Source organism: Marinobacter sp. S0848L, assembly GCF_023016065.1.
Lineage (GTDB): Bacteria > Pseudomonadota > Gammaproteobacteria > Pseudomonadales > Oleiphilaceae > Marinobacter.
Genome location: NZ_JALKAQ010000003.1, coordinates 268,535 through 291,516, shown reverse-complemented (window position 1 = coordinate 291,516; position 22,982 = coordinate 268,535). Strand labels below are relative to the sequence as shown.

Below are 22,982 nucleotides of genomic sequence, written 5' to 3'. Positions count from 1 at the left end.
TCTCCTTGGGTTCAGCGGACACTGGCGGGCAACGGGCGGTCCGCCAGCACAATGGGTTGGCCCTGCGAACAGCGTTCAATACGGGCTTCAATGCCGTAAGTGCGGGCCAGTAGATCCGGCGTTAGCACCTGTTCCGGCGTACCGAGTTCGGCCTGACCGCCGGGCGATAACACCAGCACCTGATCGCAATAACGCAACGCCAGGTTGAGGTCATGGCACGCCACCAGCGCAACTGAGTTTGCCTGGGTTGTGGCATCGCGCACGGCGTTAAGCACATTCAATTGCCAGTGCAGGTCCAGCGCACTGGTGGGTTCGTCCAACAGCATCAAAGGCGTCTGGCGCACCAACACCTGCGCCAATCCCACCATTTGCCGCTGACCACCGGACATTTCTGACAGCCGCCGCAGGGCAAGTTGGCGGATACCTAAAGTATCGAACACGGTTTCAATGGCCTGCTCGGTTTGTTCTCGCGTCCAGTCGCCCCGCGCCGAGCGGCAGGCACTGAACACGGTTTCGTAGGCCACCAGCGGTATGGCCTGCGGCAAGGGCTGAGGCAGATAACCAATGCGGCGGGTGCGCTGATGCGAACTCAGCGCCGCCAGATTTTCACCAGCAAAGGTCATGTCACCGGATATTGGCAACAAACCGGCAATGGATTTCAACAGGGTGGATTTACCCACCGCGTTCGGCCCGATCACCGCCACCAAGGCACCCGCCGGTATTTCCGGCAGCGACAGGTTGTTGAACACAGCACGGTTTCGGTAGCCGGCGGTTACGGATTGCAACTTCAACGTCACAACGCGACCCTCCGGCTACGACCAATAATCAGCAGTATGAACAAGGGGATGCCTACCAGCGCGGTGACAATGCCCACCGGCAGCACCACACCCGGCACCAGCAGTTTGCTGGCGATGGAAGACAACGACAGCAATACCGCCCCGGCCAGCGCGCTGCCCGGAAGCAGGAAGCGGTGATCTTCGCCCAGCATCAACCGGGCAATGTGCGGGGCCACCAAGCCGATAAAGCCGATTTCGCCAACAAAACACATGGCGGCGGCGGTCAACAGGCTAACTCGCATCAGCACGGTCAGGCGCAGCCGCTCAACGCGAATGCCCAAACTCCGCGCCTGTTCTTCGCCACTGCGCAGCAGCGTCATGGCCCAGGCGTTGCGCAGTGAAAACGGCACGCAGACCACCAACACTGCAGCGACGATCATGACCTTATCCAGACTGGCCCGGGCCAGACTGCCCATGGTCCAGAACACGATCTGCTGCACCGATTCGGCGTCTGCAACAAACTGGATCAACCCCACCACGGCGTTGATGCCGAACAACAACGCAATGCCGAACAGCACCACCGCGTGTACCGACGCACCCAAGGTGCGCGACAGCAGCAAAATCAACAAAGAGGCTACAGCGGCAAAGACAAACGCCGACAATGGCAACAACACATGGGCGGCCAGCCCCAGAAAGGAGATGTTGAAGGCAATCACCAGCGATGCGCCCAGCGTGGCCGCCGCGCCCACACCCAAGGTGAACGGGCTGGCCAGCGGGTTGTTCAACACGGTTTGCATCTCGGCCCCGGCGAGGCCCAGACAAGCGCCCACCACCACGGCCATCAAAGCATAGGGCAATCGAATGTCTTCAATGATGACCCGGGTGCCGGCATCAAGACTGTCCGGGTTCAGTAAGCCGTGAATCACATCGCCAAGGCCCAGCATCGACGGCCCGCTGGCGATGTCTACCAACAAGGCAATCACCGCAGTCAACGCCAAAGCGGCCAGACAAACAACCCTGCGCCAGACAAAGCGGCGGTATTGACTGGCCAGTGACCCACCGTTGGCAGAGTTATCCACAGCGGCAACAGACGACGGGACACTGCTCATTCGGTGGCCTCCTGCGCGTTAATCCAATACACACCCTGCAGATCAATGGGCTGGAAGCGCTGATAGAACTCCGCCAGCGTGGCCTCCGGGCTCAGATCGGCGAAGGCATCAGGATGAAACCACCGGGCCAGCGCCTGAACGGCAACCACGTTCATCGGAGTGTTGTAGAAGTGGTGCCAGATGGCCGTGGCCCGACCTTCACGAATGGGTTCTACGGCTCGCAAACCGGGGCGGTCAGTGGCTTGTGCCAGCGACGCTTGGGCCATGCCTGCGTCGATACCAGCACCGAGCATGACGTAACTGTAGTCAGCATCAGAGCGGGCGTAGTTGCGCGACCCGATGGCCGTGGCCACGTAGTAATCCGGCGGGTTGCTGATCAGGTATTCCAGATTCAATACTCCACTGACCCCGGGCACCTTGTCCCGAGCAATGTTGCGCGCACCCGCTGCCTGAAGGAAGTGCCCCATCATGCCTTCGACCATGGTTTCACAGCAGCTGTCGTGCAGGCCTAACCGGCTGTGCAGGAACACGGTGGGTTTATCCGGTTGCGGAATCTGCTCCACCACGTCGGTCACTTTCATCAGCTGTTGGCGGTAGAACTGATTGAAGGTTTGCGCCCGCTCTTGGCGGCCAAGCACTTCACCCAGCAAGGCCATGCTTTTCGGCGTGTTCACCAAGGGGTTCTGCCGGAAATCAATGAACACCACGGCAATGCCCGCCCGCTGCAACTGGTCGATCAGCTGGCCGTTATGCGCGCCAGGGCCGTGGCCTTCCAGACTGAAAACAGCCAGATCTGCGCCCATGGCCAGTACGCTTTCCAGACTGAAACTGTCGGCGGAGGTGTGGCCAACTCGCGGAACATCCGCCAGCTCAGGGAAGGCTTTCAGATACTGGGCGTAACCGCCCGGGTCGGTCATTTCGAAATCGGGCAACATGCCAGCCAGACGCTCGGGCAAGGCATCCCCCTCCAGAATGGCAAGGGCGGGAATGTAGCGGCTTTCGCCCAGCACAATGCGGTTGACCTCATCGGGAAGCTCAACCGAACGCCCGGCCAGATCGGTCACCGTGCGGGCCGCCAACGAGAGGTCGGCCCACAAACAGAAAAGGCCGCCCAAAAGGGCGGCGATTACTCGAGTGCGTAACATCAGGGGCCTCAGAAACGCATGGCCAGACCAAGGCGGATATCGCGGCCCGGGGCGGGCAAACCAACGACCCCTTCGTAACCGCCAACATGCTCATAGTCGGCGTTGCTGGCATGATCCAGGTATTGATTGTCGCCCACGTTTTTAACCGCCAGGGTCAGACGCAGATCTTCGTTGCCGGTGGGCAACCAGTTTACGAACAGGTCGTGCACGCCGTAGCCGGGCTTTTCGATCGTGCCCACTGAGGTTTCCAGTTTGTCGATGCCCTGAACGAACTGCCCCTGCCAGCCAAACTCCAGATTGCGGTTCAAGCGGTACGCAAGGTCGGCCACCCAGGTGTCACCGATGGTGTTACCCAGCAGGTTATGCTCATACACGGTGAGGGGCTGGCCATCCACTTCGGCATCGTTGCTGTGGAAGCTCAAGCCTGCGCTCAGGGCGTTCCACTGATAGCCTGCAGAAATTCGGTAGCCGTCGGATTCCAGATCGCCGATGTTCTCGTAGATAACCGGGCGTGGGTCCAACGGATCAGAAATCGCATCTTTGATTTCAGACCGGTACACCTCTGCCGACAGGCTGAAGTTCTGGTACACGTAATCGAAGCCGACTTCCGTGTTCTTCGCCTTTTCGCCTTTCAGGTCCGGATCGTTCTGGCCACGGTCAATCTTGAAGGCATCGTGCGGCATAGGTCCGCGAAACGCTTCTGCGTAGCCTGCCTTCAAGGTCAGGCCTTCCAGTACGTGCCAGGCCAAACTGGCGTTCGGGCTCACTGCGTCTTCGCTGAATTTCTGGTCGTTGTTGTCACGAAGGTTGTAATCATCGTAACGAGCCCCCGTGCTGAGCAGCAATTGCTCCGTGAGCCACAGATCCGCCTGCAAATACACGCCAAGCACATCGCCGGTTTCTTCTTCGGCACGCTTGTCGGTTTCGCCACCGGCGTTGATTTTATCTTCCCGGTAGTCAACGCCGTAAGTCAGGCTGTGATCGCCGAGCTGGCTGGTGTTGCGCAAATCACCACCAATGCTGCGGCTGAAACCGTAGTAGCGCCCCCAGCGGTCTTCTACGTTCTGCTCGATGTCCGATTCGCTCTGGTACAGGGTGAATTCAGCATCCAACCAGGGATTACCTTCCGGCGCGACAGCGTAGTTCAGGGTGGTGGTGTCGCGGCGGCCGTCCAGGTCGTAGAGTTTGTTGAAGCCACTTACAACCCACTGAGGGCGCTGCGGGCGCTCGCCTTCATCGGTACGCACTTCGTGGCTGAGGCGCAGGGTTTGGCCGTTGCCAAAATGCCCCACCAATTTCGCCATGCCCATTTGCTGGCGCGCATCGGTGCCCGGCACTTCGTCGCCGTTGCCATCTTTATAGCGCTCGTGGTCGCTCTGGCTCACGGATACCAAAGTGCTCCACTGGTCGTTCAGGCGGCCAAATATCGTGGAGTTCACGCTGTATCCTTTGGTGTTCGAGAAGGAGCCCAGTTTCACCAGCGCACCTACGTTCTCACCCTCACGCAACAGATCTTCCGGATCTTTGGTCACGAAGCGGATGGCACCGCCCAGCGCGCCCGCACCCGCCGTGGCTTTGCCGGCACCGGTTTCGACTTCGACACGCTTCAGCAAATCCGGGTCAACCGCAATCCGACCGGTGTGGTGGAACAACACGCCGGCCTGAGTAGCCCCGTCCACGCTGACGTTCAACAGCGGGTCTTCAAACCCGCGCACGTAAACTTTTTGGGCCACACCCACGGAACCGCCCACACTCACTTCCGGCTCACCGGCAAAGACATCCTCAAGATCGTCGGCTTGGTACCGCTCAAGAGCTTGAGCGTCTACCACTGCGTCTGAATCGGCCACGCGCTCGGCGGTTACCTGAATGGGGTCCAGGGTGACGGGTTCAGCGTGGGCCATTGGAGCGGCTAAAAGCGCCAGCGAGAGCGCGCTGCGGCGAAAGTGTATAGGTTGTGCGACCGGGGATGAAACTGCCATAACGACCATACTCCATTATGATAACCATTCGTATTTGGAATGCATTCTCGATAACTTGTGTCGCTAAGGGAACCGGTTTTACATTTGTTACATTTTGTCGTGAACCAATGCCGCAATCCGGCTTACAAGAAGCAATAGCCTTTGCCGTGCACTGTTTGCAGCCGATCGCCCGCCACGCCCGCCTCCATCAACTTGCGGCGAATGCGGCTCAGGTGCATATCCAGACTGCGGTCGTATCGGCTGAACTCTTTTTCAAGCACAACTTGGTAGAGGTAGGGTTTGCTCAGGGGCTCTCGTTGATGCAGCACCAGAATCCAGAGCAATCGAAACTGAATGGGAGTCAGGCTGACCGGGCGCTCCTGGTAGAAAACCTGCAGGGTTTGGCGGTCCAACGTCAGTTCACCCACCGAGAGGGTCGGTGGTTCGGCGCGGTGGTCCAGGGCACCCCGGGTGCGCCGCAGCAAGGCTTCAATTCTTAGAAACAATTCCGTGAAGTTAAACGGTTTGGGCAAACAGTCGTCCGCGCCCTGTTGATAACCCAGAATACGCTCATCTTCGGAACCATCGCTGGTCAGCATCATGACCGGTGTCTGGCAGGTTTTTCGAAGTCTCTTCAGCACTTCAAAACCGTTCATGGTGGGCAGAAGCACGCCCAGAAGAATCATATCCAACCGCTGCGCCAGTGCCGCCACCAACGCCTGATCTCCTTGATGGCTTTGCAACACCCGATACCCGCGGGACACCAGCTGGCTGGCCAGCTGTTCACTCAGGTACGGGTCGTCTTCAGCAATGAGAATTTTCGGGGTGTTGCTGGCAGGCTCGGCCATTTATTGACATCCAATATCAAATGATAATGAATATCATACTCAGCACTAATACCTGCCTCAAGTGTCGTAATTATTCGCCCGTTTCAGACAGCGCTTCCTGCAGCAGGGCCAGCAGATGGGGCGGCAGATTGCCCGCCAGCTGCAGCGCAGCCTCGTGGCCTCTCGGGGTCATTTTGGCCCAGGTACGGCGAACAATGGTGAGCCACTTGTCTTTGTCGTAATCCGGATTTTCTTCGTAGAACTGAGCGAAGTAGCGCTCCAAAAACACCATGCAGGCCACGTCTTCCAGCAACTGGGTGTCCGGATCGTTGCGCAACTCCCGCTTGGTGAGGATGGTTTCTACCCGCGCGCACTCTTCCTGCGGATAACCACACTCGGCCATGATTTCAGCCGCGCGCCGACCGTGCATGCGACCGCAGGCCTGCCGCCACTGGTAGTAATTCTTCCGGCCTTCGCCGAAATCGCTTCTGGGAATGGCCCAGCGCTCGATGTGCTGAGCGCGGCAGGCGATCTGCATCCGCTCGGACGGCTCTGCTTCCAGAGCAAACAACCAACGCGTCATGTGCAGGCTGTAGGCGTATTCCTTGGGCAGGCTTTCGCCCTCAACCTGTTCCCTGTTGGGATCGGCCCGGTTCGCGCGATCAATGGCTTCGAGGGCCAGCGTCAGTTTGGTGCTTTGCGTCATTTCAAATCCTTATAACAAGCGGATGCAGCCGCTGATCACTTATGCCTGGGAAGACGGCCGTGCCTTGATGCGGTCGTACCAGGCTTGCAGGTTGGTTTGCTCCGGTGTGGGGCGAATGTTGACCACTCGGGCGAAGGCCACGGTGGTGAAGGCATTAATGTCGGCGGCGGTAAATTTGTCGCAGCAAACATATTCCTTGCCTTCAAGGTGCTTGTTCAGGAAGTGCAAAAACTTTTCCACACCCTGCCCGCACTCTTCACCCCATTCCTTGATCGGGTTCATACGATCTTTGAAGTACCCGGTGGTGTGCTGGAAACACATGCCGGTAGGCATAAAGAAGTAGAAGTCGATCCAGCGCAGCCATTGCTCGATCTGGGCTTTCTCCAATGCGTTATCACCCAGCAACTTCGGCGCATCGGGGTAGTTCTCTTCAAAGAACCGGCAAATCGCCATGGTTTCTGCGATGCATGTGCCGTCGTCCAGCTCCATCACCGGGACTTTTTTCATCGGGTTGCGGGCTTTAAATTCCGGGGTCAGGTTTTCACCCTTTTCGATGTCTACCTGCACAAACTCGGCTTCATCCAGCAAGCCTTTCTCGGCCATGAAGATGCGGACGCGGCGCGGATTCGGTGCACTTTTCGTTTCGAAGATTTTCATATTGTTGTTACCTTCGGTTTAGGGGTTTTCGATATCCGATTTGAAGGCCTTGATGGTGTCTCCGGACTGCGTTTTCAGTAACAGTTCTCCGTGACGGCCAATCTGGCCGGAAACCACTTCAGACATCAGGGTCAGGAACTTGCGCTCCTGGTTCATCAAAGAATCGTGGCACGCCATCATGGTGCTGCCCATCTGGTCGAACGTCAGGTTCTCACCGGTCAGAGAATAGCTGCCCATGTAGCGGTTACAAGAAGCGCGGCCACTGATTCGGTTTTCATCATGGAAACGGATGGTCATCATGGAACGGTCAATGATGCCGTCGCCGGCCAGATCGTCCACAACCCATTCGGCGCCTTGAAACAGCCGTTCACGATCACCCCCGCACCCTTCGAAGGTATTGCCATCCACCGTCAGGCGTACCTGCGCCGGATACTGGGCGCCGGACATGGGGTTCTCACACAACTGGTGAGCGACCGACACTTCGATTTCGCGCTCTTCGACCTTGCCTTCGTAAACTCGACCGTGGCGGTTGGCAACGGTTTCACGCAGCCATACGCCTTCGAGAACTTCGCCATCGTAAGGCAGAGTCAAATCCATTCGGTTGTTTTCGATTTCAGCCGACCAGTTGGGCTCTGTGCCCATGGCCTTAAAGGTAGATTCGATCGCACCGGGCTCGAGGCATTCCGGCAGGGCATTGCCTTTCAGAGTCAGAGTTGCGCGCTCACCCTTGGCCCAGAATCGGGTCTGGGTGTCGCCCGGCGCAACATAGAGTGCGCCTTCGTCGGTCGGAGACGGCTTCAGCAGTACACGCCGGTTCAGGTATTCGATGCCCAGAAGCCCGCTTTCTTCAACTCCGGCAACCTTCAAATCCAGCTGACCACACTGGTATACCCCGTAGTCTGACAAGCTTTTTACTTCGGGTTTGGTGGCACAGGCTGATACCGCTAGACCTGCCGCGATGACAGCAGAAACAGAAAGGGCGCGACGTAACAACATAAAGACATCCTCTGGCATGACAGACTGTAGCAAGCTAGTTTAGTGATTCCCACGGATTTTCACCATGACCAACCAGGCAATTGGCTGGCCGGGCTCGGCGGTTGCCTTTGTGGCCATGGGAATTGGCTAAAAGTACGGGTAATCTTGGCCAAACATTTTACGGAAACCTTCTCATGGCCATTAAACTCTATCAGTTTTGCATTTCACATTACGCAGAAAAGATACGCTGGGCACTGGATTACAAGGGCATCAACTATCAGACGGTGAATTTGCTGCCCGGCCAACACGTTAAAACCATCAAACAGCTGACCAAAGCCGAGTCGTCGGTGCCGGTACTGGACCACAACGGGCGCATTGTTCAAGGCTCGTCCGCTATTCTGGACTATCTTGATGAAACCTTCCCCGAACAGCCCCTGACCCCCGAAGCCCCGGAAGCCCGCGAAGAAGCTCTGGCGTGGGAAAAAAAACTGGACGACCTGGCCGGCCCGGCGATCCGCACCTGGGTTTACCATTATTTCCTGCAGCGCCCGAAAGTGGTGGTTCCGCTGCTGGCCGCGGGCACTCCGTTTTACAACAAGATCCTGCTGAGCCTGGCTTTCAGCCGGGTTGATGACATCATGCGCAAGTGGATGAAGATCAACCAGGCCACGGCCGATGCCGCTCAGCAAACGCTCGAGGCGGTGCTCACCGAGTTGGCCGAGGTGTACGGCCCGCAGTCTTATCTTGCCGGCGACCAGTTCTCACGAGCGGATCTGACTGCGGGTGCCTTGCTGGCACCGCTGTTCCAGCCCGAGCAATACCCGGTGCCCTGGCCCAAGCCTGCGAAAATTCCGAGACCGGTTCAAGCGGTACTGGGGGAGTGGCACGACATAATCGCGCCGGTTGAGGCCATGTATCGCAAGCACCGATAACACAAAGCACTGTCGCAAAACGCCACTCACAATGACGCGATAGGACATTGGAGAAAACCGCGCACGTGCCATGATATAGCCTGAATAATAACCAACATGGGTTTTGTCATGGCTCTGATCGATATGATGCACTCGGTGCTTGAAAACAGCGGCCTGCTTGCACTTTGGGAGACGCTGGCCCCTTGGTTGGCATTGGATGAGCGGCAGCTGATTTTCGTTGTCGCCACACCGGTCTTTATTGCCGTGGCGGTTTGGGAATACCTGAAAATCCGCCACGATCCGAAGCTGATGGACGTGCCTGAGGCGATCCGCAACTTCATGTTAGGCGCGGGCTATCAAACCACCGAGCTGCTGTTTGCCGGGATTATTGCCTTTCCGGTGTATGCACTGTGTTACCACTACCGTCTGTTCGACATCGAGCTGAATGCCTTTACGGCGATACTGACCTTCATCGGTGTGGATTTCTGCTATTACTGGATGCACCGCTCCAGCCATCGAATTCGCTGGTTCTGGGCCGCTCATGTGGTACACCATTCTTCCGAGCGCCTGAACTTTTCCACCGCCATGCGCCAGAGTGCAACCAACATTTTCAACGGCAACTGGGCGTTCTATTTGCCCATGGCGTTGCTGGGCTTCAATCCGGTATGGATTGGCGTGGCCTACGCGCTGTCGCTGGTGTATCAGTTCTTCATTCACACCACGCTGATCCATCGCCTGCCGGCAGCCGTGGAATTTGTGTTTAATACTCCGAGCCATCATCGTGCCCACCACGGGCGCAACAAACGGTACATCGATCGCAACTACGGCGGGGTGTTGATCATCTGGGATCGTCTGTTTAACAGTTTCGTGCCGGAAACTGACGATCTGCCACCGACTTACGGCATTCCCCGCCAAGTACATTCGAACAATCTGCTGGTACTGTGGACCCACGAATATGTGGATATGTTCCGCGACATGGGTAAACCCGGCAGTCTAAGCTCTCGTTTAAAACATTTGTGGAAACCGCCGGAGTGGCAACGCCCGGTTACACAGGAACCGGCTAACGTTTATGAACCAGCACCCTCTGAACCTGACCGCCGCTGACGGCCACCAAATTACCGGCACGCTGTTCCAGCCTGAAGTGCCCCGCGCCTGCCTGATCATCAGCCATGGCATGGCCGAGCACGGCAACCGCTATGGCGAGCTTGTGCGGTGGCTGGGGCAACATCAGATTGCCGTGATCAGCTACCATCACCGGGGCCACGGCCCCGATTGCGAGCCGGATGATCTGGGCCACTATGCCGACTCTCAGGGTTGGGCCAAGGTGGTCGGTGATCTGGAGCTGGTGGTGGCTCATGCCCGAGCTACCTTTCCTGAGCTGCCGCTGAGCTTGCTGGGCCACAGCATGGGCTCGTTTATTGCCCAGAGTTATGCACAGCAGCATGGGGCCGCCCTCGATGCGCTGATACTGAGTGCATCCAACCGCATCAACAAAGCAGAATTGCTTCCTTCGCGCTCGCTCATCGGGCTGATCAAGCGGGTTTGTGGCAAACGCCACCAGAGCAAACTGATTGCCAAGCTGACCTTTGGCAAGTTCAACCGCATGTTCCGGCCTAACCGCACCGAATGCGACTGGCTCAGCCGGGATGAGCGGCAAGTGGATCAATACCTGGCCGACCCATTATGCGGATTCGAATGCAGCACCGGACTGTGGCATGATTTCCTCGGCGGCATGCTCACCATCAATCCGATGCGATGGCGCAAAGATTTACCGGTGCATCTTTTTTCCGGCAGCGAAGACCCCGTGGGTGAAATGGGCAAAGGTATCCGCCAGCATTTTCAAGCAATTCGCGAAGCCGGCATTCAGAAAGTGACCTTCCGGCTTTTTGACGGCGGCCGCCACGAGATGCTGAACGAACTCAACGCCGAGGATGTATGGCAACACCTGCTGCAGTGTATTCCTACCGCTCAAAGCGCATGCGCCGAGCCTTTGTCGGCCTGATCACCGCCTGCCTGTTGTTGGCCACCGGGCAAACCCGGGCCGAACAAGCCACGGTAGCCGTGGCCGCTAACTTTACCGCCACCATGGCGAAACTGATCGCACTTTTCGAGCACGAAACCGGGCATCAGGTGCGCGCCAGCTTTGGCTCAACAGGCAAGCTGTACGCGCAAATCCGGCACGGTGCACCCTACGATGCATTCATGGCAGCCGATGCCGAACGCCCTCGACTGCTGGCCGACCAAGGCCTAGCAGTGGCCGGTTCGCAGATTCCCTATGCCGAGGGCCGGCTGGTGCTTTGGAGCCGCGACCCGAATCTGTTCCGGGACGGCCGTGAATATCTGAACAGCCAGCCTCAGCGTCTGGCAATCGGCAACCCCAAAACAGCGCCCTACGGCATTGCTGCGATCGAGGTTCTGGAGAATCTCGGGCTCGCCGGCGCTCTCTCGCCGAAGCTGGTCAGCGGCGACTCCATCGCGCAAACCTTTCAGTTTATCGCCACCGGCAATGCCCGCGCCGGCTTCGTGGCGCAAGCCCAGGTACGCGCATACAACGACGAGGAAGGCTCTGCCTGGCAGGTGCCAAAAACCCTGCACAAGCCGATCAGCCAGCATGCGGTTTTGCTTAACCGGGGCCACCGAAACGCTGCGGCCCATGACTGGATGGCATTTTTGAATGGCGCAAAAGCACAGGCGATCATCCGTGAAGACGGGTACGATATTCCGCGACAGTCCACTCACTGAACCGGCGGAGATTTCATGAGCCCGGAATGGCAGGCCGTTTGGCTGACATTAAAACTGGCGGGCATCACCACGGTGTTGCTGCTGTTGATCGGCACGCCCATCGCGTGGTGGCTGGCTCGAACGCAACACTGGCTTCGCCAACCGGTTGCCGCGATTGTGGCGCTGCCGCTGGTGTTACCGCCAACCGTACTGGGTTTTTATTTGCTGATTGTGATGGGCCCGGACGGGGCCATAGGCCAATTAACCGAAAGCCTTGGTTTGGGGCTGTTGCCGTTTACCTTTGAAGGCTTGGTGGTGGCGTCGGTGATCTACTCCCTACCCTTTACCGTGCAACCCTTACAAAATGCCTTTCTGGCTTTGAACGAGAACCTGCTGGAAGCGGCCGCCACGCTGCGCGCCTCGGCCTGGGATCGCTTTGTGTCCATCGCAATCCCGTTAGCACGGCCGGGCTTTCTGACCGCTGCGGTGCTGAGTTTCGCCCACACCATTGGCGAATTCGGCGTTATTCTGATGATCGGTGGCAGCATTCCCGGTGAAACCAAAGTGTTATCGGTGGCCATCTTCGACCATGTGGAGGCACTGGAATACACGCAGGCACACTGGCTCTCTGCAGGCATGCTGGCATTTTCGTTTGTCGTGCTCGTCACCCTGTACAGCCTGAACGGGCGCTTTCAGCCGGGAGTGGTTCGATGAGCCATTCGGACCGCATTCAGGCCCGGTTTCAGTGCCACTTCGACAAGTTTGCCCTGGATGTTGATCTCAATCTGCCCGGCTCGGGCATTACCGCCATCTTTGGCCACTCCGGCTGCGGCAAAACCACGCTGTTGCGATGCATTGCGGGTTTACAGCCCACCAAAGGGCAGCTGTCGGTATTGGGTGAACCCTGGCAAACCGCCCACAACAGCTGGCCGGTGCATCGGCGGCCTTTGGCCTATGTATTTCAGGACACCAGTCTGTTTCCACATTTGTCGGTTCGCAAAAACCTGCTGTACGGCTACCGCCGGGTGCCGGCCGAACAGCGCAAGATCAGCCCGGAACAAGTCTATGACTGGCTCGGCCTGTCGCCGCTGCTGAAGCGCATGCCAGCAGGGCTTTCCGGGGGTGAGCGCCAGCGTGTGGCTATCGGGCGAGCCCTGCTGACCAGCCCTCGCCTGCTGCTCATGGACGAGCCGCTGTCGGCGCTGGACCAGCAAAGCAAACTGGACATCTTGCCATATCTTGAGCGCATGCGAGACACGCTCGAAATTCCGGTGCTTTATGTGTCCCATTCCACCGCTGAGGTGGCGAGACTGGCCGATCATATTGTGATGATGGAACACGGACGTGTGGTGGCCCAAGGGCCGCTTCAGGAAACCTTGGCGCGAACAGACCATCCATTCCGGCTGGAAGAAGACGCTGGCGTAATCCTCAATGGTGAAGTGGCGGAAGTGGATGACCGTTGGCAACTGTGCCGAGTAGCGTTCGATGGCGGTGAGCTGTGGCTGCGTCATCACGAACATCTCCACGCTGGCATGTCGGTGCGTGTTCAGGTGTTAGCTCGGGACGTCAGTATTGCTTTGCAGGAACAGCGGAACCAAAGTATTCAGAACCTGCTGCCGGCAACGGTTGACCACATCGCCAGAGAGGTCATGCCGGGCACCAGTCTGGTTCGTCTGCTGGTTGGGGACACTCCGTTTTTAGCGCGTTTGACCTCCCGCTCGGTACACCAGCTTCAGCTTTCTCCCGGGCTGCCCGTGTGGCTGCAGATCAAGTCGGTCGCTTTGGCTGACTAGCGTTCACAAAAAAACCGCTGCCAGGCAGCGGTTTTTTACGCTCTGAGGGTGCCTGTTAGCGAGTGCCGTAGACCACCATGGTTTTCCCTTTCACCTGAACCAGCCCCTGCTCTTCCAAGGTTTTCAGTACCCGGCCCACCATCTCGCGGGAGCAACCGACAATGCGGCCGATTTCCTGACGAGTGATCTTGATCTGCATGCCATCCGGGTGGGTCATGGCATCGGGCTCTTTGCACAAATCGAGCAACGTGCGCGCAACCCGGCCGGTCACGTCCAGAAACGCCAGGTCGCCTACTTTGCGGGTGGTCTGGCGCAAACGAGAAGCCATCTGTTCGCCAATGAAATAAAGAACCCGAGGATCTTGCTGGGCAATTTCACGGAATTTGGTGTAGCTGATTTCCGCCACTTCGCATTCGGTTTTGGCTTTGACCCAGGCACTGCGCGAATCCATGTTATCGAACAGCCCCATCTCACCGAAGAAGTCACCGGTGTTCAGGTAGGCCATAATCATCTCGCGGCCATCGTCGTCTTCGATAATGACGGTTACCGACCCTTTAACGATGTAAAAGAGAGAGTCACTTTTATCGCCCGCATAAATGATGGTACTTTTGGCTGGATAACGCCGGCGATGGCATTGGGAAAGAAAGTAATCCAGATGTTTAGTTTTTTGCTCAACCGGCTTGATGATAGTAGCCATAATGCGAGACGTGCCTCCTCAGCGTAATGCCGATCCTGAACTTTGTTATATCCCCGCTTTTCCCTGCAGGTTACGGGTTTTTCTGACTAGCCACGCAACTTATAACAAGATGGCTGGCCCGGGGCAACTCGAATGCAAAAGCACGGGTTTCCGAAAGTCTGTGCTAGCATCCGTTCTCATCACTGATCGAACAATGGAGAACCCTCAATGAAAGCAACCGTAGACTGGACCGGCGATGTCAGTTTCAAAGCCACCAGCGGCACTGGCCACAGCGTGCAGATGGACGGGCCACCCGACCACGGCGGGCAGAACCTGGGGCCGCGCCCGATGGAAATGTTGCTCATGGGTGTTGGCGGTTGTTCTTCCTTTGATGTGATGTCTATTCTGCAAAAAAGCCGGCAAGACGTAACAGCCTGCCACGCCGAACTGGAAGCCGAGCGCGCCGATGCGGTACCGGCTGTGTTCACGAAGATTCATCTGCATTTCGTGGTGACTGGTCGCAACCTGAAAGAAAAGCAGGTTGAACGCGCTGTGAGCCTGTCTGCCGACAAGTATTGCTCGGCGTCGATCATGCTAGGCTCAGCGGGTGTCGAGATTAGTCATAGCTTCGAAATCCGAGAAGCCGAATAATTCACTTTTCATTTCCTATTATCAAAGGGCTGAGCATGGAACCAAAACTCCAGCTGCACGGTTTTAACAATCTGACCAAATCCCTGAGCTTCAACATCTACGACATCTGTTACGCGCAGACCAACGAGCAGCGTGAAGCGTACATTGATTACATCGACGAGATGTATAACGCCGAGCGCCTGACACAGATTCTGTCTGACGTTGTAAAAATCATTGGCGCGAACATTCTCAACATCGCCCGTCAGGATTACGAACCTCACGGTGCGTCGGTTACCATGTTGATTGCCGAGCACGACGTAGAAGACTGCGAAGAAAACTACGACGAATCGCCGGGGCCCTTGCCAGACACGATCGTGGCGCACCTCGACAAAAGCCACGTAACGGTGCACACCTATCCGGAAAGCCACCCACACGACGGCGTGAGCACCTTCCGGGCGGATATCGACGTGTCCACCTGTGGCCTGATTTCACCCCTGAAGGTGTTGAACTACCTGATTCACAGTTTCGATTCCGACGTGGTGACGGTGGATTACCGGGTACGGGGCTTTACCCGTGACATTGATGGCACCAAGCATTACATCGACCACGACATCAATTCGATTCAGAATTACCTTACCGAAGACACTCAGAACGCCTATCAGATGATCGACGTGAACGTGTATCAGGAGAACCTGTTCCACACGAAGATGATGTTGAAAGAGTTCAATCTGGATAACTACGTGTTTGGCACCAACGCAGAAGAGCTGGACCCCGCCGAGGCCAAATCCATTGAAGACCGGCTACGCCGGGAGATGCTGGAAATTTTCTATTCCCGCAACGTGGAATAATCGCCTCGAGAGGCAGCTATGCTCAGCTGCCTCTCAGGCAAACGCCTTGCCTGCCATCAGCCTCTGCACCATGGGGCGCACAATCAAGTCCATCGCCAACGGCATTTTCGGGCCGGGAACCACCAGCGTGTCGTGCCGGGACAAGCGGCTTTGGGGAATCGCCTGCAGCAACCAGCTGAAATCCACATCCGCCACTTCACGAAAGTGGATCACGATCATGCTTTCATCTTCGCTCGGCACTTCCCGGGCGATAAACGGGTTGGATGTATCCACCAGCGGCACACGCTGAAAGTTGATATGGGTGTGGGAGAACTGCGGCACTATGTCTTTCACGTAGTCGTCCATGCGGTTAATGATGGTTTCCACAACCGCTTCCTGACTGTAACCCCGCTTGTTGGTATCCCGATTGATCTTCTGAATCCATTCCAGGTTCACGATCGGCACAACACCGATCAACAAATCCACATACTGCACCAGGTTGAAGTTTTCACTGACCACTCCACCGTGCAAACCTTCGTAAAACAGTAAGTCGGTATCCGCGGGCAAAGAGCTCCACGGCGTGAAGGTGCCCGGCTTATGGCCGGCGGCAATCAGGTTAATGTCTTCGTCGTGGACATACTGGCGGCAGCGACCATTGCCCGTGTGGCTGTAGTCGTACATCAGGGCTTCAAGCCGGTCGATGTGGTTGGCGGCAAGCGCGAAATGGTTGCGTTCACCAAACTGGCCTTTCGCGGCCAGCCGCGCCATCTGTTCACGGGTATAGCGGTGAAAGCTGTCACCACTGACCATCGCGGCATTGATGTCTTCTCGGGCGAACAAACGGGCAAAAATCTGACCGGTGGTACTGGTGCCCGCTCCGGAGGAGCCGGTCACCGCGATAATCGGGTGGCGCTTAGACATAAAAAGAAAAATTCCTGAGGGTCAGATCAAACTGTTGAGCAGCTTAGGTTTTTCGATAACAAAGCCCTGAGCATAGTCCACACCCAACTGCGTCAGCTTATCCAGAACCTCACGAGTTTCAACCTGTGTCGCCACGACTTCCCTACCCATAAAATGAGCCATATCGACCATCGATTTGACCATGGCCTGATCCGTGGCGTTGGTCGCCAGCTGATGGGTAAAGGCACTGTCGATTTTGATCAGGTCGATCGGCAGTGAGCGCATGAAGTCATAAGCATTCGGCCCAGTGCCAAAGTTACCCAGACAGAAGCGGCACCCAAGCTCTTTCATTTCCCCGATAAACCGGGCCACGGCCTGCACGTCGTGAATGGCCGAGGCTTCGGTTAACTCAAACCACAAGCGTTCGATGGGGGCATCTTTCTGGCTGAGTTTCTCGTAAATAAACTCCAGCAGAGCCTGCTCGTTCAGCGAATGGCCTGACAGGTTAATACAAATACCGCCCACGTCTCGGGCATCGGGCTTTTTCTCCTGCAGCCAATCCAGCATATGGCCCACAACCCAACGGTCCACCGCCTGCATTCGGTCATAGCGTTCCGCCATGCGAACAAGGTCGCGGCCGGTAACCAACTCGCCACTGTCGTCGTACATGCTGATCAGGATTTCATACTGGGCGGCCGACATTCGGGTTTCCGAATGCAACGGGATAATCTTCTGGCACCGTAACAGCATCCGGTCATCGGCCGGGTCTCCCAGATTGGCAACACGAGCCGCAATCAGATCTTGTCGCGCCTGATCTTCGCTATCTTCACTGTAAACCGACACCTGCCCCGCGCCTCCGCGACGGGCGGCCGACAACACCTGTTCCGACGTTCTCAGCCAGCGTTCAGCTGAGGTCACTGCGGCAACCGTCGGCACAATGCCAACATTGACGCTTAATTCATACGCTTTGTCATCAAAGCGGAATTCCGCCGACTCGACGGCGCCGACCAGCGACTGGGCCAAGGCCGCTGCCATATCATCCGGCGCCAGCATGGCAAATTCGGTACCGTCAATCCGTGACACGGGCATACCTTCTTTCGCGTGTTTGCACACAATGTCAGCCACTTGTTTCAGAGCTTCATCGGCGGCTTTGTGCCCTGCTACATCGCTCAGCAGGCGGAAACCTTTCAGGTCCAGATGCAGCAACGTACAGGTGCCGTCATGGTCGGCGAGGTGCTGCTCCAGCAATCGCTCGAATTCACGACGGTTCAGCAAATGGGTCAATTCATCGTGGGTCGAAACCCAGGACAGCTGGTCGTATACATTCCGCACCATGCGATCAATGCTTTCATCCACCAACGGCTTTTCGTACTGGCTGTCCAGTATCAGGGCACCTTCTCGCATTTTTCGCGCCAATGAGGTCGCGTCTAATTCGACCACGCGCATGCCCTGATGATTCACAAACACAAAGCGCGAGAAGTTCTCTGCCACCCAAACCAGCCGGATGTAATGCGGGTCATCCGATTTACTCTGATCTTTAAACCAGTCTCCGACCTGCAGCTGGTGGGCACGGTTGATCCATCGCTGAAGGCTTTTCATTTCCCGCTCGTCCGCATCTGACTGGGCGGGTTTGTCAGGCTTGGCCCTCGGCATTTCCACCAGATCAAGAGACTCACCGGGTTGCCGGACCATCAGCTGTTTCAGCTCATCCCGTATCTGGGACGACGGTGTTCGGTTGCTGGAAATGGAGGCCAAACCGTCTTGGATCAGGCGCAGAAGTTCCGGCAAATTGCTGCTGTTGCCGGGGCTTTCGGCGTAGGCCATCAACGAATCAATAACGGCCAGATAATCCTGCCACAACTGCCCTTCTTCGCCCTGCCGTATCCAAGTCAAAGACAGAAGATCACGCCAACCGCCATCCAGCAGGCTGACAACGGCCTTCGGTACTTTTCGGCCACCCAGTTTTGCCTCCAGCGCTGCCGCCACGGCGGCTTTGGATTCGGCCACTTTCTGGGCACCCTGAGCCGCCGCCGTCACCCGCTCGACATTGCGGCGGTAGGCCAGGTTCTGCCGTTCGATCAAGGTGTCGAGTTCCTCAACCGCTTCGTCGAAAATCACGGTGTCCTGATCGAAGTCGGTGGCTATGCGCTGCACCAATTCGTCAACTTTTCGTTGCACCACGGGGTTCGGGCGAGCGCCCTTCACACCAATCTGGGCCAGCCGGTTCATCACACTGCGGACCGGGCTGGCGTGGTCATCAAAAAAACCGGGATCCCGCATCACGACTTTCAGCACCGGCACTTGCAGTTGGCGCATTTTGTCTTGAGCGAAACGGCTGAGTTTGGGGCTTTCGGTCACACTGCGAAAGAATCGGTCCACCACATCCAGTGCGTCTTCGCTGTCTTCGTTCAGGCGCGCATTTTCAATGCTGCTTTTCAACTTCGCTACAACCCGTTCCTTCAACGGAACATCGGGTTCGTTCAGATCCGCCGCCTGTATCTGCAGCTCTTGCAGCTCCTGGCTAAGCTCACGGCTGGTCAACGGGCGCGCGCTGGGCTCGAAGGATTCGGATGCCGGAACATCCTCCGCTGAGCGGCTCAGCTTCAAGGATGATAAAAGGTTTCGAACCGTTGCAAAGGCGTTCTGCGCGTACCTGGCGTACCCCCGGAACTCACCCGAGGCCTTCGATTCGACTTTGTCTTCTGGCCGCGCTGGCGAGGGCTTTGGCGCCTCGGCCTCATCTTTGCTCGTCGGAGTAAACTCTGGTGTTTTGGGCGTAGCCCGCTCGGCGGCTTGTTCACTGAGGTATTTGGTCAGATCGAGGTCTGGCAGCACTCCGTGCCGGACCAGAATGTTGTTCAGCTCACGATACAGCGGGGCCAGCTGACGAATCACAGCTTGTTCGAAGACCTTCAAGCATACCTTTTCCACATCGCGGCTCACCTTCAGCTGCACCAAAGCATGATGGAAAGCTTCGCAAACCAGCGCCGGCCCCAAGGGGTTATGGTGACCGGTCCGGTTGGAGATCCCCAAGTGGTCCAGTCGCAGCTTGAGTTCGAGCAGGTCGCCCCGGTACAAGGTATCCGCCCGGGTGACCATGACTTTAACCGCCAGCCAATCTTCAAATTCGTCCTTATCGACAACGGACAACAGCGCTCCAGGAGCGCCTTTTTGTTCCGGCTTTAAGGGCGACTCCAGGCTGCGGGCCATGTGGTGCCACAAGATGCGCTGGCGGCTTTCGATCTGCCCCGACGCATCCATGTATTCGTTGGCCAGCTGATCGCTTGACGCTTTCTGAGCGGCCGCTTTCAAAGCATCTACAGTGTTTACAAAACAGGCATCCATCAAGGGTTCAATGAACTGGGTGATGGCGCGGGCACATTGATGCAGGACAAACTGAACTCTATCGCTGGGCGCTTGCAGTGACGACCGGCTTTGATTGTCGCTACTGCCACAGAGCCGTATTAGCGCGTCGATGGCCTCCGGGTTCGAGCGGACAAAGGAAACCCCCATAGCACGTTCAATTCGGCGTGCCGGGCGCACGTGCAGCTCATGGTGAATGTTGCTGTCCAGCCCCCGAAAGCGCACAACCACGTCTTTCGGCTCCGACCGCTCAAACACACGGCCCAATTTGAGGGAGGTCTGGCCGGAATAACGTATGTACAGGCCTTCGGCGCAGAAGTCCGCGATTTGGCAAGGTAATGACTCACCGCTACCCACATCGATTTGGGCCGCGAGTTTGATTGGCTGTCTGGGGCTACTGCGACGTTCTCTCGGATCCATCAATTAATAACCGGTTGTTAAGCCGGCTCCGCCACCGGGTGTTGGCCGCCCGGTATATGTCCCTGTTCAGGTGGAACGTACCACCCACAAAAAAATCGGCTAAAGTGGTTGAGGAAATAGCCTACAACTCTGCCCGTACAATGACAAAATATCGAATGCGAGCGTCCACTTCACCGTAACACAATGATTCATGAAACAGCTTAGTCAGGTATATCTCATATTGCTACTGTTAGCGGTACTTCCGGGCTGCTCATCAATGGCTTATTACACCCAGGCTATTTCCGGCCATGTTTCGTTAATGATGCGCAGTGAACCGGTAGCGGATGTTCTCCAGCAACCCGACACCCCACCTGCGCTGTCTCGGGCTTTGTCGTCCGCACAGTCGGCACGTACCTTTGCAAAGCACACGCTCAAACTCCCTGTTGGCGGTGCGTTTTCCAACTTTGTGGCACTTGAGCACCCTTGGGTGGTGGTCAATCTGGTGGCCGTGCCCGAGTTTTCCCTGACGCCGAATCAGTGGTGTTATCCGTTTGTCGGGTGCCAGGCCTACCGGGGTTATTTCAAGCTGGCGATGGCAAAGGAGGCTCAAAAGCACTTCGACAACCAAGGCTACGATACGTTCATTGGCGCGGTCACGGCTTACTCCACGCTTGGCTGGTTTGATGATCCGCTGCATACGGGGTTCACCAACCTGTCCGAAGACCGGATGATTGCTCTGATGTTTCATGAGTTGGCCCACCGGGTGGTCTATCTGAGCGGGGATACGGCATTCAATGAAAGTTTCGCCACCGCCGTCGAGCTGGAAGGCTTGCGCTTGTGGTTAAAACGCGAAGGCCAGCCGGAGGTATTCGAACGAGCTCTGCTGCGGCTGGAACACCGCAACCGGACGCTGGAACTGGTTCGCGACACCAGTGAGACGTTACAGCGGCTGTACGAGCAGCAAAGTACTCTGAGTCACGAGCAGTTGCGGCAGCGGAAGCAACAAATACTGGATGATCTGGCAAGCCAGTATGCCGCCTTGGCAGCCCATTACCCCGGGCCCGGCCCTTTAGGTGCCGCTCCGGTACAGCTGAACAACGCCAAACTGGCCCTGTTTCAGCAATACAACCAGCATGTTCCGGCTTTTCGGCAGTTGCTGAAAGACGTCGACTTCGATTTCGAACGGTTTTACGAGGCGGTTTCGCGGCTGGCCGAGCAACCGCAAACCGCGCGTGAGGACACCCTCAAAGCGCTATCAAAGCGGTTTCACGAACACCTTTGATTTGCGAAGCGGGTTATAGGTAGCCAATTTGGGGCCGGGCAGGTTTTCAACCGCGGTTGGCTGAAATCCTCGTTCCCGGAACCAGTGTTCGGTTTGGGTGGTCAGCACGAACAGTTTTTCAATGCCCTGCCCCCGTGCCTGTTTTTCGATCATCATGAGGATGTCGTCGCCGCGCCCTGCGCGCCGGTAGGAGGGATCCACCGCGAAGCAGGACAATTCACCGGCTGCCTCTTCCGGGTAATGGTACAGGGCCGCACAGCCCACCACGGTGCCATCTCGCTCGGCGACTACAAAGCGGCCTACTTCGGTTTCCAGCATCTCACGGGAGCGTCGTACCAGGATACCCTGCTCTTCCAGCGGCTGGATCAACTCCAGAATCCCGCCGATGTCTTCTACCCGGGCCGGGCGAATCTGTTCGTAATGGTCACCACTGACCAAGGTGCCGGAACCGTCCCTCGTGAACAATTCTTCGAGCAACGCGCCGTCTTCGGCGTAGCTGATTATGTGGGCCCGGCGTACACCTTTGACACAAGCATCGCAGGCGGCTTTAAGAAGCACCGCGTCGTGACCGGTAACGTTATTGGCGTTCAGCCGCTCGGTTGCCTGATGGGCGCCCAGTTCCCGGATCAGCGAGCCGTCTTCATCCAGCAAGCCTTCGTCGTCGATAAAGACAATCAGTTTTTCAGCCTTTAACGCGGCGGCCACCTGGCTGCCTACGTCTTCGTACGACAGATTAAAAGCGTCTCCTGTGGGCGAATACCCCATGGGCGGCAACAATACGATGTGGTCTTGCTCAAGCAACCTCTCGATGCCGGGGGCGTCAATTCGGCGCACCCGGCCGGTATAGCCAAAATCGATACCATCCAGCACGCCCACCGGCTTCGCAGTGACGTAGTTGCCGCTGCTGACCCGGATTCTGGCGTTGTGCATGGGGGAATTCACCAGCCCCATCGATAACTGGCTTTCCAGATAGGCACGCAAGCCACCGATGGCTTCCATGACGAGCGGCAGGTGATCGTCCGGTGTGACACGCAGGCCTCGCTCAAAGGTGGTTTCGAGACCGGCGTCTTCGAGGCGCGACTGAATTTGCGGACGGCCACCAAATGCCACAACCAAGCGCACACCCAGGCTGCTGAGCAACGCAATGTCATGAATGATGTTGATGAAGTTCCGGTGCTCAATGGCATCCCCGGGCATGGTCAACACGACGGTACGGCCCCGATGGGCATTGATGTACGGAGATGAGTGGCGAAACCCATGCAGCCAGTCGTTTGATTTCAATCCAGTCTCCCTTTTCAATTCTTCGCAGCCGGTGTTACTGACTCGC

Annotated in this window: 21 protein-coding genes; 9 read left to right on the top strand and 12 right to left on the bottom strand. The window is 57.0% G+C overall.

Going from position 1 to position 22,982, the window contains the following annotated elements:
- Positions 1-11 precede the first annotated feature (11 nt).
- From MWU64_RS06390 to MWU64_RS06355, 8 genes are all read right to left on the bottom strand, one after another.
- Positions 12-797 carry an ABC transporter ATP-binding protein gene (locus tag MWU64_RS06390; protein ID WP_247062650.1) on the bottom strand — a complete coding sequence of 262 codons (786 nt, stop codon included), beginning with the start codon at positions 795-797 and terminating at the stop codon, positions 12-14.
- The gene (locus MWU64_RS06385) at positions 794-1,885 is read right to left on the bottom strand and encodes an iron ABC transporter permease (RefSeq protein WP_247062649.1); all 1,092 of its coding nucleotides are present in this window, start codon (positions 1,883-1,885) and stop codon (positions 794-796) included. Before MWU64_RS06385 ends, MWU64_RS06390 begins: the two co-directional genes overlap by 4 nt.
- Positions 1,882-3,030 (bottom strand): ABC transporter substrate-binding protein, encoded by a 1,149-nt coding sequence (locus tag MWU64_RS06380; RefSeq protein ID WP_247062648.1) that lies wholly within the window; start codon positions 3,028-3,030, stop codon positions 1,882-1,884. Before MWU64_RS06380 ends, MWU64_RS06385 begins: the two co-directional genes overlap by 4 nt.
- An 8-nt stretch (positions 3,031-3,038) precedes the next feature.
- Complete coding sequence (locus MWU64_RS06375) at positions 3,039-5,009, bottom strand: TonB-dependent receptor (protein WP_247062647.1); 1,971 nt, start codon at positions 5,007-5,009, stop codon at positions 3,039-3,041.
- A 122-nt stretch (positions 5,010-5,131) separates the two neighbouring features.
- Positions 5,132-5,836: a response regulator transcription factor gene (locus MWU64_RS06370; protein ID WP_247062646.1), complete on the bottom strand. Its 705-nt coding sequence runs from the start codon at positions 5,834-5,836 to the stop codon at positions 5,132-5,134.
- Positions 5,837-5,906: 70 nt separating this feature from the next.
- On the bottom strand, positions 5,907-6,521 hold the full coding sequence (locus tag MWU64_RS06365) for a DUF4202 domain-containing protein (RefSeq protein WP_247062645.1): 615 nt from the start codon (positions 6,519-6,521) through the stop codon (positions 5,907-5,909).
- 39 nt (positions 6,522-6,560) lie between these two features.
- A complete protein-coding gene (locus MWU64_RS06360; protein WP_199005834.1) occupies positions 6,561-7,178 on the bottom strand; it encodes a glutathione S-transferase family protein in 618 nt (205 codons plus the stop codon).
- An 18-nt stretch (positions 7,179-7,196) separates the two neighbouring features.
- The gene (locus tag MWU64_RS06355; RefSeq protein ID WP_199005833.1) at positions 7,197-8,174 is read right to left on the bottom strand and encodes an META domain-containing protein; all 978 of its coding nucleotides are present in this window, start codon (positions 8,172-8,174) and stop codon (positions 7,197-7,199) included.
- 173 nt (positions 8,175-8,347) lie between these two features.
- On the opposite strand from MWU64_RS06355, the gene MWU64_RS06350 reads away from it, so the two are divergent.
- From MWU64_RS06350 to modC, 6 genes are all read left to right on the top strand, one after another.
- On the top strand, positions 8,348-9,085 hold the full coding sequence (locus MWU64_RS06350; protein ID WP_247062644.1) for a glutathione S-transferase family protein: 738 nt from the start codon (positions 8,348-8,350) through the stop codon (positions 9,083-9,085).
- Between the two features lie 108 nt (positions 9,086-9,193).
- Positions 9,194-10,168, top strand: a complete 975-nt coding sequence (locus MWU64_RS06345) for a sterol desaturase family protein (protein WP_247062642.1) — start codon at positions 9,194-9,196, stop codon at positions 10,166-10,168.
- Positions 10,134-11,066: an alpha/beta hydrolase gene (locus tag MWU64_RS06340; RefSeq protein ID WP_247062640.1), complete on the top strand. Its 933-nt coding sequence runs from the start codon at positions 10,134-10,136 to the stop codon at positions 11,064-11,066. The genes MWU64_RS06345 and MWU64_RS06340 overlap by 35 nt, the downstream gene beginning before the upstream one ends.
- Positions 11,000-11,806, top strand: a complete 807-nt coding sequence (modA, locus tag MWU64_RS06335) for a molybdate ABC transporter substrate-binding protein (RefSeq protein ID WP_247062636.1) — start codon at positions 11,000-11,002, stop codon at positions 11,804-11,806. The genes MWU64_RS06340 and modA overlap by 67 nt, the downstream gene beginning before the upstream one ends.
- Positions 11,807-11,821: 15 nt before the next feature.
- Entirely contained in the window at positions 11,822-12,499 is a 678-nt protein-coding gene (modB, locus tag MWU64_RS06330) for a molybdate ABC transporter permease subunit (protein WP_247062635.1), read from the top strand.
- The gene (modC, locus tag MWU64_RS06325; protein ID WP_247062631.1) at positions 12,496-13,578 is read left to right on the top strand and encodes a molybdenum ABC transporter ATP-binding protein; all 1,083 of its coding nucleotides are present in this window, start codon (positions 12,496-12,498) and stop codon (positions 13,576-13,578) included. The genes modB and modC overlap by 4 nt, the downstream gene beginning before the upstream one ends.
- A 55-nt stretch (positions 13,579-13,633) precedes the next feature.
- On the opposite strand, the gene crp is transcribed toward modC, so the two are convergent.
- Positions 13,634-14,275 carry a cAMP-activated global transcriptional regulator CRP gene (gene crp / locus MWU64_RS06320; RefSeq protein ID WP_114335439.1) on the bottom strand — a complete coding sequence of 214 codons (642 nt, stop codon included), beginning with the start codon at positions 14,273-14,275 and terminating at the stop codon, positions 13,634-13,636.
- A 207-nt stretch (positions 14,276-14,482) separates the two neighbouring features.
- On the opposite strand from crp, the gene MWU64_RS06315 reads away from it, so the two are divergent.
- Together MWU64_RS06315 and speD are read left to right on the top strand one after the other, a co-directional pair.
- On the top strand, positions 14,483-14,905 hold the full coding sequence (locus tag MWU64_RS06315) for an OsmC family protein (protein WP_247062629.1): 423 nt from the start codon (positions 14,483-14,485) through the stop codon (positions 14,903-14,905).
- A gap of 35 nt (positions 14,906-14,940) precedes the next feature.
- Complete coding sequence (gene speD / locus MWU64_RS06310) at positions 14,941-15,732, top strand: adenosylmethionine decarboxylase (RefSeq protein WP_247062627.1); 792 nt, start codon at positions 14,941-14,943, stop codon at positions 15,730-15,732.
- A gap of 33 nt (positions 15,733-15,765) precedes the next feature.
- Here the strand turns inward: speD and MWU64_RS06305 are convergent, their stop codons facing one another.
- Positions 15,766-16,632 carry a phosphoribulokinase gene (locus tag MWU64_RS06305; protein WP_247062625.1) on the bottom strand — a complete coding sequence of 289 codons (867 nt, stop codon included), beginning with the start codon at positions 16,630-16,632 and terminating at the stop codon, positions 15,766-15,768.
- A gap of 21 nt (positions 16,633-16,653) precedes the next feature.
- Complete coding sequence (locus MWU64_RS06300) at positions 16,654-20,394, bottom strand: DUF1631 family protein (RefSeq protein ID WP_247062623.1); 3,741 nt, start codon at positions 20,392-20,394, stop codon at positions 16,654-16,656.
- 256 nt (positions 20,395-20,650) lie between these two features.
- Between MWU64_RS06300 and MWU64_RS06295 the strand changes: the two genes are divergently transcribed.
- Positions 20,651-21,655 (top strand): aminopeptidase, encoded by a 1,005-nt coding sequence (locus tag MWU64_RS06295; protein ID WP_348645549.1) that lies wholly within the window; start codon positions 20,651-20,653, stop codon positions 21,653-21,655.
- Here the strand turns inward: MWU64_RS06295 and argA are convergent.
- Positions 21,629-22,936, bottom strand: a complete 1,308-nt coding sequence (gene argA / locus MWU64_RS06290; RefSeq protein WP_247062621.1) for an amino-acid N-acetyltransferase — start codon at positions 22,934-22,936, stop codon at positions 21,629-21,631. The two genes, MWU64_RS06295 and argA, sit on opposite strands and share 27 nt — an antisense overlap.
- Positions 22,937-22,982: the final 46 nt, after the last annotated feature.